Source organism: Pseudomonas sp. S2_A10 (assembly GCF_054668465.1).
Genome location: NZ_CP162773.1, coordinates 4,755,070 through 4,773,586, shown reverse-complemented (window position 1 = coordinate 4,773,586; position 18,517 = coordinate 4,755,070). Strand labels below are relative to the sequence as shown.

11 protein-coding genes are annotated in these 18,517 nt (G+C 60.9%); 2 read left to right on the top strand and 9 right to left on the bottom strand.

Annotated features, from left to right (window positions below; translation table 11 throughout):
* Positions 1–11 precede the first annotated feature (11 nt).
* Both ccoG and mapR read left to right on the top strand, forming a co-directional pair.
* On the top strand, positions 12–1,442 hold the full coding sequence (gene ccoG, locus AB4N41_RS21495) for a cytochrome c oxidase accessory protein CcoG (RefSeq protein WP_252878124.1): 1,431 nt from the start codon (positions 12–14) through the stop codon (positions 1,440–1,442).
* 369 nt (positions 1,443–1,811) lie between these two features.
* Positions 1,812–3,221 (top strand): GntR family transcriptional regulator MpaR, encoded by a 1,410-nt coding sequence (mapR, locus tag AB4N41_RS21490; protein ID WP_125916197.1) that lies wholly within the window; start codon positions 1,812–1,814, stop codon positions 3,219–3,221.
* 131 nt (positions 3,222–3,352) lie between these two features.
* Here mapR and AB4N41_RS21485 read toward each other — a convergent pair whose 3' ends face one another.
* The 9 genes from AB4N41_RS21485 to AB4N41_RS21445 form a co-directional block, all read right to left on the bottom strand.
* Positions 3,353–4,099, bottom strand: coding sequence for an SDR family oxidoreductase (locus AB4N41_RS21485; RefSeq protein ID WP_024012870.1), 747 nt, complete (start codon positions 4,097–4,099; stop codon positions 3,353–3,355).
* Between the two features lie 177 nt (positions 4,100–4,276).
* Positions 4,277–6,358 (bottom strand): putative bifunctional diguanylate cyclase/phosphodiesterase, encoded by a 2,082-nt coding sequence (locus tag AB4N41_RS21480; protein ID WP_252878123.1) that lies wholly within the window; start codon positions 6,356–6,358, stop codon positions 4,277–4,279.
* 301 nt (positions 6,359–6,659) lie between these two features.
* A complete protein-coding gene (locus tag AB4N41_RS21475) occupies positions 6,660–8,129 on the bottom strand; it encodes an efflux transporter outer membrane subunit (RefSeq protein ID WP_150635394.1) in 1,470 nt (489 codons plus the stop codon).
* Complete coding sequence (locus tag AB4N41_RS21470; RefSeq protein WP_071172349.1) at positions 8,126–11,233, bottom strand: efflux RND transporter permease subunit; 3,108 nt, start codon at positions 11,231–11,233, stop codon at positions 8,126–8,128. Before AB4N41_RS21470 ends, AB4N41_RS21475 begins: the two co-directional genes overlap by 4 nt.
* A gap of 136 nt (positions 11,234–11,369) precedes the next feature.
* Positions 11,370–14,471 (bottom strand): MdtB/MuxB family multidrug efflux RND transporter permease subunit, encoded by a 3,102-nt coding sequence (locus AB4N41_RS21465; RefSeq protein ID WP_252878122.1) that lies wholly within the window; start codon positions 14,469–14,471, stop codon positions 11,370–11,372.
* The gene (locus AB4N41_RS21460) at positions 14,468–15,772 is read right to left on the bottom strand and encodes an MdtA/MuxA family multidrug efflux RND transporter periplasmic adaptor subunit (RefSeq protein ID WP_041481001.1); all 1,305 of its coding nucleotides are present in this window, start codon (positions 15,770–15,772) and stop codon (positions 14,468–14,470) included. Before AB4N41_RS21460 ends, AB4N41_RS21465 begins: the two co-directional genes overlap by 4 nt.
* A gap of 174 nt (positions 15,773–15,946) precedes the next feature.
* The gene (gene tpx / locus AB4N41_RS21455; RefSeq protein WP_076563099.1) at positions 15,947–16,447 is read right to left on the bottom strand and encodes a thiol peroxidase; all 501 of its coding nucleotides are present in this window, start codon (positions 16,445–16,447) and stop codon (positions 15,947–15,949) included.
* A 288-nt stretch (positions 16,448–16,735) separates the two neighbouring features.
* Positions 16,736–17,413: a DUF3313 domain-containing protein gene (locus AB4N41_RS21450; RefSeq protein WP_071172345.1), complete on the bottom strand. Its 678-nt coding sequence runs from the start codon at positions 17,411–17,413 to the stop codon at positions 16,736–16,738.
* Positions 17,414–17,542: 129 nt separating this feature from the next.
* Entirely contained in the window at positions 17,543–18,517 is a 975-nt protein-coding gene (locus AB4N41_RS21445; protein WP_130911429.1) for a hypothetical protein, read from the bottom strand.

The following is an 18,517-nucleotide window of genomic DNA, read 5'->3' as shown; positions in this document are numbered from 1 at the left end:
AGCGAACGACCATGAGCGAGCAAATCCCCGTCCGAACCGTAGAAGCATCGCCAACGATAAAAAGCGTACCCGCGCGCCCACTGAAGGCGACTGCCGGCTCCACCGACAAGCAGATCCACACCCGCAGTTTCACCGGCCTGTTCCGCAACCTGCGTATAAGCGGTGCCGGGTTCCTGTTCTTGCTGTTCTTCGGCACCGTGTGGCTGAACTGGGGCGGTCGGCAGGCGGTGCTGTGGGATCTGGCGGAGAGCAAATTCCATATCTTTGGCGCGACGTTCTGGCCGCAGGATTTCATTCTGCTCTCGGCGCTGCTGATCATCGCTGCGTTCGGACTCTTCGCCATCACCGTGTTTGCCGGTCGCGTCTGGTGTGGTTACACCTGCCCGCAGAGTTCGTGGACGTGGATCTTCATGTGGTGCGAGAAGATCACCGAAGGCGAACGCAACCAACGGATCAAACTGCAAGCGGCGCCGTGGAGCCTGAACAAACTGGCGCGGCGCGCCGCCAAGCACACGTTGTGGCTGGCGATCAGCGTGATGACCGGCCTGACCTTCGTCGGCTACTTCACCCCGATCCGGCCGCTGGCTGAAGATTTGCTGACCCTGCAGATCGGTGGCGTCAGTCTGTTCTGGGTGCTGTTCTTCGCCGCCGCCACCTACATCAACGCCGGTTGGCTGCGTGAAGCCGTGTGCATGCACATGTGCCCGTATGCGCGGTTCCAGAGTGTGATGTTCGACAAGGACACGCTGACCATTGCCTACGACGCCGCCCGTGGCGAAAACCGTGGTCCGCGCAAGCGTGATGTGCGCCCGGTCGAAGCCGGCCTGGGTGATTGCATCGACTGCCAGTTGTGCGTGCAGGTCTGCCCGACCGGCATCGACATCCGCGATGGCTTGCAAATGGAATGCATCGGCTGCGCAGCGTGCATCGACGCCTGCGATTCGATCATGGACAAAATGCATTACCCGCGCGGCCTGATCCGCTACAGTTCCGAGCGCGAATTGCAGGGCGGCAAAACCCATCTGCTGCGTCCGCGTTTGATTGGCTATACGGCGGTGTTGTTGGTGATGATCGGAGCGTTGGCGCTGGCACTGATCGAGCGGCCGATGGTGTCGCTGGACGTGACCAAGGATCGCGGGTTGTTCCGCGAGAACGCTCAGGGGCAGATCGAGAATATTTATTCGCTGAAAGTGATCAACAAGACTCAGCAGCGACAGGAATACCGGTTGAGTCTGGTTGATGGCGACGGGTTTGAGTTGCAGGGCAAAACGGCATTGAGCCTGGCGCCGGGAGAGATTGTCGATGTGCCGGTGTCGGTGGCGATGACCACCGAGCGCCCGGCGAGCAGTTCGCAGACATTGAGTTTCAGGATTGAAGACAGTGACGAGCCGCAGGTATACAGCGTGGCGAAGAGCCGGTTTGTGGCGCCGATAAATCGTTGAGAATTTGGCATTGCTGCCCTCACCCCAGCCCTCTCCCGGAGGGAGAGTGAGCCGACCGAGGTGTCTGTCGCTATGCATCGACCTGAAAGACCGAGTCGATTATGGATTCGGCAAAGCACTGTCAGGCCGGCATATTTCATCAGCATCCCCCAATCAGTCCCCTCTCCCGGAGGGAGAGGGAGCCGACCGAGGTGTCTGTCGCTATGCATCGACCTGAAAGACCGAGTCGATTATGGATTCGGCAAAGCACTGTCAGGTCGGCATATTTCATCAGCATCCCCCAATCAGTCCCCTCTCCCTCTGGGAGAGGGCTAGGGTGAGGGCTCATTCCCTGACACCCCACAAAATCAAGTCCACCAAGGCCCACCGATGAAACGCTACGAAAAATTCGCCGACGACATCGCTGAACTGATCCGCTCCGGCGTCCTCGGCCCCGGCCAGCGGGTGCCGTCGGTGCGCTACGCCAGCCAGACCTACGGCGTCAGCCCGTCCACGGTGTTCCAGGCCTATTACCTGCTAGAACGCCGCGGCCTGATCCGCGCCCGACCGCGCTCCGGTTACTTCGTCAACGCCCATACGCCGAGCACATTCTCCGAGCCGGTAATCAGCAGCCAGGTCAATGAATCCACCGAGGTTGACGTCAGCGAACTGGTGTTCTCGGTACTCGATTCGATCAAAGACCCCAACACCGTGCCCTTCGGCTCGGCCTTCCCCAGCCCGACACTGTTCCCGCTGCAACGCCTGTCGCGCTCCCTGGCCAGCGCCGCGCGGGAGATGGATCCGCGCATGGTCGTCACCGATATGTCGCCGGGCAATCCGCAACTGCGCCGGCAGATTGCCCTGCGCTACATGGTCGGCGGGCTGATGTTGCCGATGGAAGAATTGCTCATCACCAACGGCGCCCTCGAAGCGCTGAACCTGTGCCTGCAAGCAGTGACCGAGCCCGGCGATCTGGTGGCCATCGAGGCCCCGGCGTTTTATGCCTGCCTGCAAGTGCTGGAGCGCCTGAAGCTCAAAGCCGTGGAAATCCCCGTGCACCCGCGTGACGGCATCGACCTCGGTGTGCTCGCGCAGACTTTGGAACGCCATCCGATCAAGGCCTGCTGGTGCATGACCAGTTTCCAGAACCCGATGGGCGCGACTGTGCCCGAGGCGAAGAAACAGGAACTGGTGGAACTGCTGCGTCAGCATCAGGTGCCGTTGATCGAAGACGACGTCTACGCCGAGCTTTATTACGGGCAACAGGCGCCAAAACCGGCCAAGGCTTTTGATACCGAAGGATTGGTCATGCATTGCGGCTCGTTTGCCAAAAGTCTCGCCCCCGGTTATCGCATCGGCTGGGTGGCAGCCGGACGTTTCGCGCAGAAAATCGAACGGCTGAAGCTGATGACCTCGCTGTGCGCTTCGATGCCGGCGCAAGCGGCTATCGCCGATTATCTGCAACACGGCGGCTACGATCGGCATCTGCGCAAACTTCGTTATGCCCTGGAAGAACAGCAGAGCGCGATGCTCGCGGCGATTGCCCGCTACTTTCCGGCGCAGACCCGGGTCAGCCAACCGGCGGGCGGCTACTTTCTGTGGCTGGAATTGCCGGAGCAGATGGATTCGCTGAAGTTATTTCAAATGGCACTGGCACAAGGCATCAGCATCGCGCCGGGGCCGATCTTCTCGCCGACCCAGCGCTTCAGGAACTGTATTCGCTTGAACTACGGCAGCCCGTGGACCGAGGAATCGGAAAAGGCCATGGAGACGTTGGGGCGGATTGTGCGGTCGTTCTGAGGGATAGATGTTGTCTGGACTGGCCCCTTCGCGAGCAGGCTCGCTCCCACATGGGGTCTGTATTCACAAATCCACTGTGGGAGCGAGCCTGCTCGCGAAGAGGCCGGTTTTAACACTGCAAACCCACCGGTTTACCGCCCACCCCCCAAATCAACAAACGTCCCGGTCGCATACGATGCCTTGTCCGACAGCAACCAGACAATCGCCTCCGCAACTTCATCCGGCCGCCCGCCCCGGGCCATGGGAATCGCCGATTCGAGCTTGCTGACCCGATCCGGGTCGCCGCTCAGCGCATGGAAGTCGGTATAGATGTAGCCCGGACGCACGGCATTGACGCGAATGCCCTCACCCGCGACTTCTTTCGACAGACCGATAGTGAAGGTGTCGAGCGCACCCTTGGATGCGGCGTAATCAACGTACTCGTTCGGCGAACCGAGGCGTGCCGCGACCGAGGAGACGTTGACGATGCTGCCGCCCTGCCCGCCGTGTTTGGGCGACATGCGCAGGATCGCGTGTTTGGCGCAGAGGATCGGCGCCAGCACGTTGGTTTTCATGATTTTGAGGATGCGGAATTCGGACATTTCATCGACTCGCGACTTCTGCCCGACGGTGCCGGCGTTGTTGACCAGCGCGGTAACCCGGCCCAGTTCGGCGTCGACGCGCTGAAACATCGCGATCACTTCGTCTTCGATGCTGACATCGGCGCGAACCGCGATGGCCTGCGCGCCCAAGGCTCGAACCTGTTCGAGTACGCTGTGTGCGGCCTGCTCATCCGACTGGTAGTTGATGCAGATCCGGTAGCCCTGTTCGGCTGCCAGCAATGCCGTAGCCGCGCCGATTCCGCGCCCGCCCCCGGTGATGACAATGACTTTATCCATGCTGGCCTTCCCCCACGTGCACACGTAACAGTCGGGGGAAGAATAACTGCCATTCATGGCTTTTGCATGAGTTCTATGGTGTTTGCACAAGCGCCTTCGCGAGCAGGCTCGCTCCCACAAGGGAATGCGATCACCTGTGGGAGCGAGCCTGCTCGCGAAGAACGATGACTCGGTATCTCAGACCACCGCCAGCCGTTGCCCACGCACGATGTCCTGCATGAAGCGCTCCGCCGGCATCGGATGGCCGAGCAGATAGCCCTGCAGCGAATCACAGCCCAGTTTGGTCAGGAAGTCCTGTTGCGCGCCGGTTTCGACACCTTCGGCGACAATCCGCAAATCCAGGGCCTGCCCCAGCGCAACAATCGCCGAGACGATTGCAGCATCATCGCTGTCGTGCTCCAGATCGCGGACGAAACCGCGGTCGATCTTCAGCTCATTGGCCGGCAGGCGCTTGAGGTACATCAGGCTGGAATAACCGGTGCCGAAGTCGTCGATCGACAGGTCGACACCCATGTCCGACAGCTCTTGCAGCACGGTCATGCTCGCATCGGCGTCGCTCATGGCCGTGGTTTCGGTGATTTCCAGGGTCAGGCTGTTGGCCGGCAGGTGATGGGTCGCCAGCGCCTTGGCCACGCTTTGCACCAGCCCGGCATGGCAGAACTGCAAGGCCGAGAGGTTCACGGCGATGCGCCAGTCGGTGTAACCGAGCACGTACCATTCGCGCATCTGCCGGCAGGCTTCGTTGAGCACCCATTCACCCATCGGAATGATCAGCCCGGTTTTCTCCGCCAGATCAATGAACTTGTCCGGCATCAACATGCCGTGCAGCGGATGCTTCCAACGCAGCAGCGCTTCAGCACCGACCGGACGGCCATTGGCGGCGTCGAACTTGGGCTGGTAATGCAGACAGAACTGGTTGTGCTCGATGGCCGCGCGCAGATCCTGTAACAGTTGCAATTGTTTGCGCGCGTTGGTGTTCATCGATGCATCGAAGAAGCTGTAGCCGTTCTTGCCGCCGCCCTTGGCGTGGTACATCGCGGCGTCGGCGTTCATCAGCAGTTCCTGGGCGTTGTCACCGTTGCCCGGGTAGAGGGCAATGCCGACGCTGGCGGAAATCTGCAGATCATGTTCAGCGACGCGGAACGTGCGACCGATCAGGCTGACCTGACGCGCAGCCAGGCTCAAGGCGTCATTGGGCTCGCTCAAACGCACCAGCAGAACGAACTCATCGCCGCCGATTCGCGCAAGAGTGTCCTGGCTGCGCAAGTCTTCACGCAGACGCGCGCCGACCTCGCGCAGCAATTGGTCGCCCATGTGATGGCCGAATGCGTCGTTGACCGGTTTGAAGCCGTCGAGGTCGATGAACATCAAGGCGAAGCAGCCACCCTGCTCTTGCACCTTTTTGATCGCCTGATTGATGCGGTCGTCGAGCAGCATGCGGTTGGGCAGACTGGTCAGCGGATCGTGCAGGGCCAGTTGGGTGAGTTCGCGGTTGGCCACCGTCAGCGAGTGCGCCAGATCAGCCGTGCGCGCTTCGAGGCGGGCGTCGAGGATCGAGGTCAACAACGCAATCGACAGCACCGCCAGCGTGGTCACCACGACCAGACTGTCGAGGCCATTGCCCTTCAAGCCATTGAGCGTCGCGCCGCAGAAACTGCCGTCAGGAAATTGCGCAGCAGCCATGCCGGTGTAATGCATGCCGACAATTGCCACACCCATGATCACCGCCGCACCTGCGCGAATCAGCCGCACATAGGGCGAGTGCTGACGCAGGCGAAAGGCAATCCACAATGCCGCTGCCGAGGCGCCGACGGCGATCAGCAGGGAGGCACTGAACAGGGTCGGGTCGTAATCGATGCCCGGTGTTATGCGCAGCGCGGCCATGCCGGTGTAGTGCATGGCGCTGATGCCCGAACCCATGATCAGCGCACCGAAAGCCAGTTGCGCCAGCGGCAGTTTCGGTTGGCTGACCAGCCACAACGCGAAGCCGCAGGACAGCACCGCGATCAGCAGCGACAGCGCAGTGAGGGCGAAGTCGTAGCCCAGGTCGATCGGCAATTTGAAGGCGAGCATGCCGATGAAATGCATCGACCAGACGCCAACGCCCATCGCCAACGCCCCGCCCGCCGTCCAGAAATGCACGGCCCGGCCTTTAGCCGTGGCAATGCGCCCGGTGAGATCGAGCGCCGTGTAGGAAGCCAGAATGGCCACGCACAACGAAATGAAAACCAGGGTGAAGGAGTAGCTGCCGATGAGCATGGACGTTCTCGTGACAAGCCGAAACCGTACTGCTTCCATTCTCGGTCGGGCAAATGCGGCGATTGTACTGATTGCGCGGAAGAACGCACTGACAAAGTAACCAAATTGCCATCAAGCCGATGAAACGCTTGTTCGATCGTCCTACAAGGCTCTGCGGTGGGCTTTAACCTCACCCTGTGAAAGCGATCTCATGCCAGACAAAAATCCCCGTGGGAGCGAGCCTGCTCGCGAAGGCGTCGGCACAGCCACCATCGTAGTTGCCTGACCCACCGCTTTCGCGAGCAGGCTCGCTCCCACAGGTTCAGCGGTTGTCGCTGACGTCGAGTTGGCCGTCCCAGCCGCCGCCCAGCGCGGCGATCAGTTGCACGCTGGCGATCAGTCGGTTCTGCAGAATATTCAGCACACTGCGTTCGTTGCTCAGCGCCGTGGCTTGCACCACGACCACGTCGATATAGGCAATCAGCCCGGCCTTGTACTGGTTTTCCGTCAGGCGCAGAGAATCGCGGGCAGCATCCAGCGCTTCCTGGCGCACTGCCGCTTCGTCCTCATACACCTTGAGCTGGACCAGGTAGTTTTCCACTTCGCGGAAACCGTCGAGCACGGTCTGGCGGTAGCGCGCGACGGTTTCGTCATAGGCCGCCTCGCTGCGGTCAACCTCGGCCGAACGAATGCCGCCGTCGAACAGCGGCAGAGAAAGCTGCGGGCCGACCGACCAGAAACGGTTCGGCAGGCTGATCAGGTTTTTCGAGGTACTGCTGCTGTAGCCGCCGCTCAGGCTCAGGGTCAGGTCCGGGTAATACGCGGCTTTCGCCACGCCGACATTGGCGTTGGCGGCGATCACAGAGCGCTCTGCCGAAGCGATGTCAGGACGGCGTTCGAGCAATTGCGAAGGCAGGCTCAACGGCACTTGCGGCAGATTCGGGATGTTCTGGCTTTCGGCAATGCTGAAGTTGGCCGGGGCTTCGCCAGTGAGCACGGCAATGGCGTTTTCAAACTGTGCGCGCTGCCAGATCAGGTCGACCAGATCGGCCTGGGTGCTTTTCAACTGGGTTTGCGCCTGCGCCACCGCATCGCGCCCGGAAACCCCGGCGCGGTACTGGTTCTGCGTCATCTTCAGTGATCGCTCGTAAGCGGCAACCGTGGCTTCAAGCAAACGCTTCTGCTGATCGATGACGCGCAGTTGCAGGTAGTTCTGCACCAGCTCCGACTGCTGACTCAGACGCATCGCCGCCAGATCGGCAAAACTCGCCTGGGCGTTGGCCTCATCCGCCTCCAGCCCACGGCGCAGCTTGCCCCAGACATCGGCTTCCCAACTGACGCCCAGTTGCGCGGTGTAGGTATCACGAATACCGCTTGAGGAACTGCTCAGGCTCGAACTGCTGCTGCCGGTGCCCTGACTCGAGCGGTTCTTGCCCAGACTCAGGTCGACACTGGGGTAAAACGCCCCGCGTGCACTGCGCACCAAAGCCTGCGCCTGACGAAACTGCGCTTCGGACTGGGCGACGGTCTGGTTGGAGCTGTTGAGTTTTTCCACCAAGGCGTTGAGCTGCCGATCGCCGTACAACTCCCACCAGGCGCCCCGGGCCAGCGAGTCGCTGGGATTGGCCTGACGCCAGCCTTCGGCTTCCTTGAACTGAGCGATTTCGGCAGTTTGCGGGCGCTGGTAGTCCGGGCCGACTGCGCAAGCGCTGAGCAGCGCCACGCACAGCGACAGGCTCAATAGGCGCGAGCCGCGGACGGTGGCCAATTGGATAAGCGAACGGTCAGTCATAGCGGAGTTTCCAGAGCGGCATCAGTACGCACGCCACGCCATTTGTTGAAGCGATGGCGCAGCTTGTCGAGATAAAGGTAAACCACCGGGGTGGTGTAAAGGGTCAGGACCTGGCTGAACACCAGGCCGCCAATGATGGTCAGGCCCAGCGGCTGGCGCATTTCCGCACCCTCGGCGCGGCCGAGCAGCAACGGCAAGGCGCCGAGGATCGCCGCCAGCGTGGTCATCAGGATCGGCCGCAAGCGTTGCAGACAGGCGCTGCGGATCGACTCCAGCGGCGACAGGCCCTGATGACGCTCCAATTGCAGCGCCAGATCGATCATCAGAATGGCGTTCTTTTTCACCACGCCGATCAGCAGGAATATCCCCAGCAGGGAAATCAGGCTGAACTCGCCCCCCAATGCATAGATCGACAGCAACGCGCCAACCCCGGCCGAGGGCAAAGTCGAGAGAATGGTCAGCGGGTGAATGTAGCTTTCATACAGCACACCGAGCACCAGATACACCGCCAGCAACGCACCGAGGATCATGAACGGCTGGCTCTTCTGCGTCGCGGCGAAGGCGTCCGCAGTGCCGGCCATTTTCGCAATCACATCCTCCGGCAAGCCGACCTTGGCGATCGCTCGTTCGATGGCGGCACTGCCCTGCTCTACGGTCACGCCTTCGGCCATGTCAAAGGAAATGCTTTCGGACGCGAACTGGCCCTCATGGCTGACCCGGTCGTTTTCGAGGCTGTTTTCGTAATGGGCGAACGTCGACAGCGGCACCCGCGCACCGTCAGCGGTTATCACCTCGACCTGCTTGAGCGTCACCGGATCCTGGGCGTATTTCGGATTGACCTCCATCACCACCTGATACTGATTGAGGCTGTCGTAGATCGTCGAAATCTGCCGCTGGCTGTAAGCGTTGTTGAGCACGGCGGTGACCATGTTCATGTCGACCCCCAGGCGCTTGGCCTGATCCCGGTCGACAATCAGTGTCACCTGCTGCGCCCCGGCACCTTCGCGGGCATCGATGGCGGTCAGCTCGGGCAAGGCGCGCAACGCGGTGACCACTTTCGGGAACCACTTGCGCAGCTCGGCGAGGTCGCCGCTTTGCAGGATGTAGGTGTATTGCGAACTGGTCTGCTCGCGGCCGCCGCCAAATTGCAGGTCCTGGTCGGCCATCAGCATCAACTGCGCCCCGGGCACCTTGGGCATTTCCTTGCGCAGACGCTCGATGACTTTCTGTGCCGACAGCTGGCGCTCCTTGATCGGTTTCAGGCGCACGATCATGAACGCGTTGTTGGTGCCGTTGTTGCCGCCGATGAACCCGGCCACGCTTTCCACCGCTTCATCCTTGAGCACGGCGCGGCGGAAGGTTTCCATTTTCGGCTGCATGACGTTGAAGGACAGACCGTCGTCGCCACGCACGAAACCGATCAACTGGCCGGTGTCCTGCTGCGGCAGGAAGGTTTTCGGCACTACCACATACAGCGCAATGTTGACGCCAACGGTGAGCAGCAGACTGAACAAGGTCAGACGCCGATGACGCAATACCCAGTCGAGGCTGGTGGCGTATTTGCCGACCATCCAGTCGTTGGTCTTGTGGCTCCAGCGTTGCAGGCGGTTTTCCTGGCCCGGCGTGTGCGGCTTGAGCCAGCGCGCGCAGAGCATTGGTGTCAGCGTCAGGGACACCACCAGCGACACCACGATTGCCGCCGCCAGGGTGATGGAAAACTCGCGAAACAGGCTTTCGACCAGCCCGCCCATGAACAGGATCGACAGGAACACCGCCACCAGCGAGACGTTCATCGACAGCAGGGTAAAACCGACTTCCTTGGCGCCGAGGTACGCGGCCTGCATCGGCTTGACGCCTTCGTCGATATGCCGGGAAATGTTCTCCAACACCACGATGGCGTCGTCCACCACCAGTCCGGTGGCGAGAATCAGCGCCATCAGCGACAGGTTGTTCAGCGAGAACCCGTACAGGTACATCACCGCAAAGGTACCGACCAGCGACACCGGCACCGCCAGGGTCGGGATCAGCGAGGCGCGGAAGTTACCCAGAAACAGGTACACCACCAGCACCACCAGGGCGACGGCGATCAGCAAGGTCATCTCGGCTTCATGCAGCGTCGCCTTGATCACTGGCGAGCGATCCATGGCCAGATTGAGTTTGACGCTGGCCGGCAGCACCGCTTGCAGCGCGGGCAACTGCGCTTTGATCTCGTTGACCGTCTCGATGATGTTGGCGCCGGCCTGACGGTTGATCACCAGCAATACCGCCGCGTCGTCGTTGAAGAAACCGCTGTTGTAACGGTCTTCGACGCCATCGCTGACTTTCGCCACGTCCTTGAGACGCAAGGCGGCGCCGTCAGCGTAGTGAATGATCAGCGACTCATAATCCTTGGCTTTCTCCAACTGGTCGTTGGCCTGGATTTGCCACAAGCGCTCGCCGTCCTCGACCGAACCCTTGGGCCGGCGTACGTTAGCGTCGGCAATGGTCTTGCGCACATCGTCGAGGGCCACGCCGTACTGGTTCAGCGCCTGCGGTTCGAGCTCGATGCGCACCGCCGGCAGCGAACTGCCACCGATCTGTACTTCACCAACGCCCTGCACCTGCGACAGGCTTTGCGAGAGGATGGTCGAAGCCAGGTCGTAGAGCTGGCCTTTCTCCAGCACATCCGAAGTCAGCGACAGCACCATGATCGGCGCCTGCGACGGATTGACCTTTTTATAGGTCGGCATGCTGCGCATCCCGCTCGGCAGCAGATTGCGCGAGGCGTTGATCGCCGCCTGCACTTCCCGCGCCGCGCCGTTGATGTCGCGGTCGAGGTCAAACTGCAGAATCACCCGCGTCGAACCCTGACTGGAACGGCTGCTCATGGTATTGACGCCGGCAATCGCACCGAACGACCGCTCCAGCGGCGTCGCCACCGTCGAAGCCATCACCTCGGGACTGGCGCCCGGCAGACTGGCCTGAACCACGATCACCGGGAAATCCATCTGCGGCAATGGCGATACCGGCAACAGACCGAAGCTGACCCCACCGAGCAACATGATTGCCAGGGATAGCAGCATGGTTGCCACGGGGCGTTTGATGAAAGGGCCGGAGAGGTTCATCGACTCTTGTTCTCCCCGCATACCTCTGTGGGAGCGAGCCTGCTCGCGAATGCGCCCTTACCTTCAACTTTGGCAGTGACTGACCTCCCGCTTTCGCGAGCAGGCTCGCTCCCACAGGGGAGATATATTCCGACAGTCATACCGCGACCTCTTCACCTTCGGCTTTGGATTTGCCAAAGCGCCTTCCGAGGCGGTCGAAGTACAGGTAAATCACCGGCGTGGTGAACAGCGTCAACACCTGGCTCACCAACAAGCCGCCGACCATCACCAGACCCAACGGCTGTCGCAATTCAGCACCAGACCCAGTGGCCAGCATCAGCGGCACTGCGCCGAACAACGCCGCCAGCGTGGTCATCAGAATCGGCCGGAAGCGCAGCAGCGCCGCTTGATAGATCGCCTCTGCCGGGGCCATGCCCTGGGTGCGTTCGGCGTCGAGGGCGAAGTCGATCATCATGATCGCGTTCTTCTTGACGATACCGATCAACAGAATGATGCCGATGATCGCGATCATGCCCAGGTCGTTGCCACTGAGCAGCAACGCCAGCAAGGCACCGACTGCGGCGGACGGCAAGGTCGAAAGAATGGTGATCGGGTGGATGTAGCTCTCGTAGAGCACGCCGAGGACGATGTACATGGTCACCACCGCCGCCAGAATCAGCAGCAAGGTGCTCGACAGCGAAGCCTGGAACGCCTGCGCCGCGCCCTGGAACTGAGTCTGCACGCCGACCGGCATGCCGATGTCCTGCTGCACCTGCTCGATGATGTCCACGGCATGCCCCAACGCCACGCCCGGCGCGAGGTTGAACGACATCATCACCGCCGGGAACTGGCCGATATGGGTGATCGCCAATTGCGCCTGACGTTCTTCGACATGCGCCAGACTCGACAGGCGCACCTGCGCTCCGTCGGTGGTCTTGACGTGAATCTGATCCAGCGCCTGCGGGCCGATCTTCTCCCCGGCCTGGGCTTGCAGCACCACGCGATACTGGCTGGCCTGGGTGTAAATGGTCGAAATCTGCCGCTGGCCGAAGGCGTCGTACAGCGCATCGGTGATATTCGCCACCGACACGCCAAGGCGCGATGCGGCGTCGCGGTCGATCACCAGATAGACCTGCAAGCCTTTGTCCTGCAGATCACTGGCAACGTCGGTCAACTCCGGACGCTGGGCCAGGGCTTCGACCAGACGGCCACTCCACTGGCTGAGCAATTCGGAGTCCGGCGAGGACATGCTGAACTGGTACTGGGTGCGGCTGACCCGGTCCTCGATGGTCAGATCCTGCACCGGCTGCATGAACAGACGAATGCCGACCAGTTTGTCCAGTTGCGGTTGCAGGCGGGAAATCACTTCACTGGCCGTCAGATCGCGCTCGCCATGGGGCTTGAGGTTGATCAGCAAGCGGCCGCTGTTGAGCGTGGCGTTGTCGCCGTCGACACCAATGTAGGACGACAGGCTCTGCACCGCCGGATCTTCGAGGATGATCTTGGCCAGTTGCTGCTGCCGCTCGCCCATCGCCGCGAAGGAGATCGACTGCGGCGCTTCGGAAATGCCCTGAATGACCCCGGTGTCCTGCACCGGAAAGAAACCCTTCGGCACGATCACGTAGAGGAACACGGTCAACGCCAGTGTGCCGATGGCGACCAGCAAGGTCAGCGGCTGATGCTTGAGCACCCAGCGCAGCATCCGCCCGTATTCCTTGATCATCCAGTCGATGAACGCACCGCTGGCGCGGTAGAAACGGCCTTGCTCGTGTTCCTGCGGTTCACGCTTGAGCAGGCGGGCGCACATCATCGGCGTCAGGGTCAGCGACACCACCAGGGAAATCAGGATCGCCACCGCCAGGGTGATGGCGAATTCGCGGAACAGGCGCCCCACCACGTCGGCCATGAACAGCAGCGGAATCAGGACGGCGATCAGCGACAGGGTCAGGGAAATCAGGGTGAAGCCGATCTGTTTCGCGCCCTTGAGCGCGGCCTGCATCGGGTTGTCACCCTCTTCGATGAAGCGCGAAATGTTCTCGAGCATGACGATGGCGTCGTCGACGACGAAACCGGTGGCAATGGTCAGTGCCATCAACGTCAGGTTGTTCACCGAGAAACCGGCGAGGTACATCACGCCGAAGGTGCCGATCAGCGACAGCGGCACGGCGACCGAGGGAATGATCGTCGCACTGGCGCGGCGCAGAAACAGGAACGTGACCATGACCACCAGCGCGATAGCGATCAGCAGTTCGTGTTGCACGTCGGTGACCGAGGCACGGATGGTCTGGGTGCGATCCGTCAGCACCGTGACGTCGAGGCCGGCCGGCAGGTTGTCGGTGATGCTTGGCAGCAAGGCCTTGATGCGGTCGACCACTTCGATAACGTTGGCGCCGGGCTGTCGCTGGATGTTCAGCAACACCGCCTGATTCTGGTTGGCCCACGCGGCCAGACGCTCGTTCTCGGCGCCATCGACGATTTCCGCGACGTCCTTGAGCCGCAACGGCGCGCCGTTCTTGTAGGTCAGGATCAGATTGGCGTAGTCCTCGGGCGAGGTCAGTTGGTCGTTGGCATCGAGCATCGACACCCGGGTCGGGCCATCGAAGTTGCCTTTCGGCTGGTTGACGTTGGAGGCGCCGATCAGCGTGCGCACGTCCGACAGGTTGAGGCTGTTGGCCGCCAGCGCTTCGGGGTTGACCTTGATCCGCACGGCCTGGCGCTGGCCACCGGCAATGCTGACCATGCCGACGCCGCTGATCTGGGCGATTTTCTGCGCCATGCGCGTATCGACCAAGTCATTGAGCTTGGGCAGCAGCATGGTTTTCGAAGTGATGGCCAGGGTCAGCACCGGGGTGTCCGCCGGGTTGACCTTGTTGTACACCGGCGGTGCCGGCAGGTCGGTGGGCAGCAGGTTGGTCGCGGCGTTGATCGCGGCTTGCACCTGCTGTTCGGCGACGTCCATGTTGATGTCGAGGCTGAAACGCAGGGTCAGCACCGAAGCGCCGCCGGAGCTGGTCGAAGCCATTTGTGTGAGGCCCGGCATCTGCCCGAACTGGCGTTCAAGCGGCGCGGTGACGGCGCTGGTCATCACGTCCGGACTGGCGCCGGGGTACAGGGTCATGACGCGGATGGTCGGATAATCGACCTGCGGCAAGGCCGAAACCGGCAGCAGGCGATAAGCGATCAGGCCGGCCAGAACAATGGCCAGCATGCTCAGGGTGGTGGCTACCGGACGGAGGATGAACAGCCGCGAAATGTTCATGCGCCCTTCTTGGCCTTATCGGCTGTGGTCGCATCGGGATTGGCGGCAGATTTGCCTTGCAGGTGTTCGGTCGGCGAGGTCGGCACTTCGCTGCTGTCATTGACCACTTCGACTTCGCTGCCCTCCTTCAGGCGATCGGTGCCTTCGAGCACCACGCGATCACCCGCGGCGAGGCCTTCGGTGACCACGGTGTTGTCACCGTCGCTGGCACCGATTTTCAGTTGGCGAATGGTGACTTTCTTGTCGCCGTCCAGCGCATAGACAAAGGTGCCATTGGTGCCGAACTGAATCGCTGCCGACGGTGCCAGCACTACACCTTTGAGCGTGTCGGCCAGCAAATGAACGTTGACGAACTGATTGGGGAACAGCGACTGGTCGCGGTTATCGTAACGGGCCTTGAATTTCAGGGTGCCGGTGGCAACGTCGATCTGGTTGTCCAAGCTTTGCAGCACGCCAGTGGCTTGCAGCTTGGTGTCGCCGCGATCCCACGCTTCGGCAGGCAACTTGGCGCCACTGCGGTAACGGGCGAGCACGGTGTCGAGGCTGTTCTCCGGCAAGGTGAAGGCCACGCTGATCGGTTGCGTCTGGGTGATCACTGCGAGGAACGTCGTGTCATTAGCGGCGACGAGGTTGCCGACGTCGACCTGACGCAGACCGACGCGACCGGCAATCGGTGCGCGGATCTTGGTGAATTCGAGATTGAGCTTGGCGTCGTTGACCGCCGCCTGATTGGTCTTGACCGTGCCCAGGTACTGGCCAACCAGCGCTTCGGCGGTGTCGAGGGTCTGTTTGGCGATGCTGTCTTCTTTATACAGGCCGCGGTAACGCTCGACGTCGACCTGGGCGTTTTTCAGTTGCGCCTGATTCTGCAGCAACGTGCCTTCGGCCTGGAGCAAAGCGTTCTGGTAAGGACGCGGATCGATCTCGGCCAACAGGTCGCCCGCCTTGACCATCTGGCCTTCTTCGAAATGAATCTTTACCAGTTCGCCGCCCACGCGGCTGCGCACGTTGATGGTATTGAGCGCGGTAACCGTGCCCAGTGCCTTGTAATACAGCGGGAAGTCGCCCTTCACCGCCGGCGCCACACGCACCGGAATCGGCCCGGTACCGCCGCCGAAGCCAGGCCGCATCATTCCCGAGCGCCCGGTATGCCCAGCGGCCGCTTTGTCGCCTCCCGCCTTGTCAGCAGAGCCGGCGGGCCAGAATTTCCAGCACAGGACAGCGATGACCAACAGGACGAGCAGGCTGATCAGCCAGCGACGGGATTTGCGGGGGGACGATTGCATGGAGTTATTGACCATTGGGCGCGTGGGCTTCTATTACGGGAGGCTGAACGATAAGCACTGAGTCGATTTAAGCAAAGCAGCTTTACCGGCAATTTACCTTCCACTTACGTTTCAAGGTGTGAGGCAAAACCCTGATACACAAATGAAAACGGCCTGGACAGGGCCAGGCCGTTAACAATTGTAAAAGTCTTACTTGAGAACGGACAGTGCCGCTTCGTAGTTAGGCTCTTCGGCGATTTCCTTGACCAGTTCGCTGTGCAGAACGGTGTCGTTTTCGTCCAGCACCACAACGGCGCGAGCGGTCAGGCCTTTCAGCGGGCCGTCAGCAATGGCCACGCCATAGTTTTCGATGAACTCGCTGCCGCGCAGGGTCGACAGGTTCTGTACGTTTTCCAGACCTTCGGCGCCGCAGAAGCGCGCCTGGGCGAACGGCAGGTCAGCGGAGATGCACAGCACCACGGTGTTGCTGATGTCGTTGGCCTGGGCGTTGAATTTGCGCACGGAGGTGGCGCAGGTCGGGGTGTCGACGCTTGGGAAGATGTTCAGGACTTTGCGCTTGCCGGCGAAGTCTTGCAGGGTGACGTCGGACAGATTGCCGGCTACCAGGGAAAAGGCTGGCGCCTTGGAACCGGCTTGTGGCAACTGGCCGTTGACTTGAACCGGATTGCCTTTGAGGGTGACTTGAGCCATGACTTGAGTCCTTCTGTTTTTTGATTGGAAAGCATGCAAGAGGCGGAAGTTAACCACGAAATCGGCTGACGACCTATGCCCTGTTTGAAATTGTTGGGTGCTGAACGGTGACATTGTATACAACCCACCGCAGCTTCCCTGTGGGGGTGAGCCTGCTAGCGAAAGGGTTGTGTCAGGCCGCATATTCGAAACTGATACACCGAAATGCGAGCAGGCTCACTCCCACACTGAATACGTGTCCAGTGTGGGAGCGAGCCTGCTCGCGAAAAGGCAACCAGCCTTACTGCATCATTTGGCTTCAGATTTGAGTTTCAGATACGACTGATGCAGATCGCTTGCCCAGCCATCGATCACCGCTTTCATGTCGTCGGCTTTCATCACCTGGGAAGAGTTTTCCAGCGGTTTGCCGGTACCTTTGCGCACCACCTGCGCGATGACATGATTGGTCGCGCCGTCCATGAATACCGCTTCGGTGGCCAGCGTGGTTTCCTGGTCGCGGATGCCAGAGGCCGTACTTACCGCTGCGGCGACCAGTGCGATCGGGATCACTTCATAGACTTGCAGGCCTTCGGTCTTGCTGCTGACTGCGGTAATCGCCGGACGCACCACAATTACGCCCGGCCCGGGACCTGCGGCCAACGGCAGCGATTTGCCGAGTTCGCGCTTGAGCGCCTGATCGTAATAACTGGTTATGCCATTGAGAGTCTGCTGGGGGATTTTCTCGGTGGCTTGCGGCTTCGGGTAGAGCTGGCTTGGCTCTACGTAAACGCTGGTGAATTTATTGATGTCGAGTTTCGGGTCCATCCAGCGCATCACCTCGGCACCAGAGGGTGACTTGGCCTCCTTCAGCTGGCTGTAATCCTTGAGAAAGCCGGAATACTGGTCAGGCTCGACGGTTTTGCTGGAACAACCCACCACGCCAAGGGTGGCAATGCACAGCGTGCCCATCACGACGGCTAGCTTCATGCTGTAATTCCTTTGAGAAGGCCAAGACATTTTGCATAGGGGAGATACAGGTATAGCCAAAACCCCGGCAAATGCGATGGCCAATTGCAAAGTTCACATCCGACGGCGCGTATGCCTCGCCAACCGGTATTACCAGGACGATGTCTCGCCACTGCGCAACGCCATCTCTCGCCGGCTATTGGCGCGCATCGCCTTGATCAGCGATACCGTTCCCACCAGCAGAATCGCCGCACCAAACAAGAAGTCGATGTTGTATAGCTGGAAATCTTCCACCGGCCCGATCAGCAATGTACGCACCACCGCAATTCCCACCAGCGTCGCGAGAAAGTCGATCCCCGGTTCATCGCGGTAGAACACCAGCATCAGTGGCAGGCACAGCACCAGCAGAAGCAACAGCACCACGACCTTGAACGAGCCTTTGCGTTCGACGCTGAACGCGCACTCATGCGCCCCGTACGGCTTGTAGTCCTCATCGCGGATCATCGAGTTTTTCTCGTTGATGTAGTCGGCGCGGTTGTACTTCTGGATCGGCGTAAAGGTGTTGGACATCTCCATCAGCGTGGTGATGTTCTTGAAGCGCAAGTCGATGCGCTCGCTGCCCTTGAGGTAATACAGCACCGGTTTATAGCCGTAGCGATAGGTATCGAAGGGGAACGCGGCAGTCTGAGCGTGCACGCCGATTGCGCGAGGCTCAAGTTCGGCGAAGGCGCTTTTATTGGTCGACGAGAGGTTGCGGCTCAGCGGCTGCACCTTGACCTGCTCGAGGAAGATCGGCGTGACGCCGAACGACCACTGCAGCGGTTCCAGACGCAGGCGCAGTTCGTTGCGGCCCAGGTCGTAGCGGTTGAAGGTTCGTTCGGAAACCACCAGCGAGCCGCCAACCATGAATTCGCCGCGCAGGTTGTTGGTGACGCGCAAGGTCAGTTGATCCTTGCCCAGCAACGCCGCTTCACTGGTCGGTGGCGTGCCGCACCACGCGGTGCTTTCGCCGACACCGCCAAGCTGGCCGTCGCGGTTTTCCTTGAATACATAAAAGTAACTGGCCCACAGCGTCAGCAGCAAAAGCGACGCCGTGAGACCGAGGATTTTTTTACCCGGACTCAC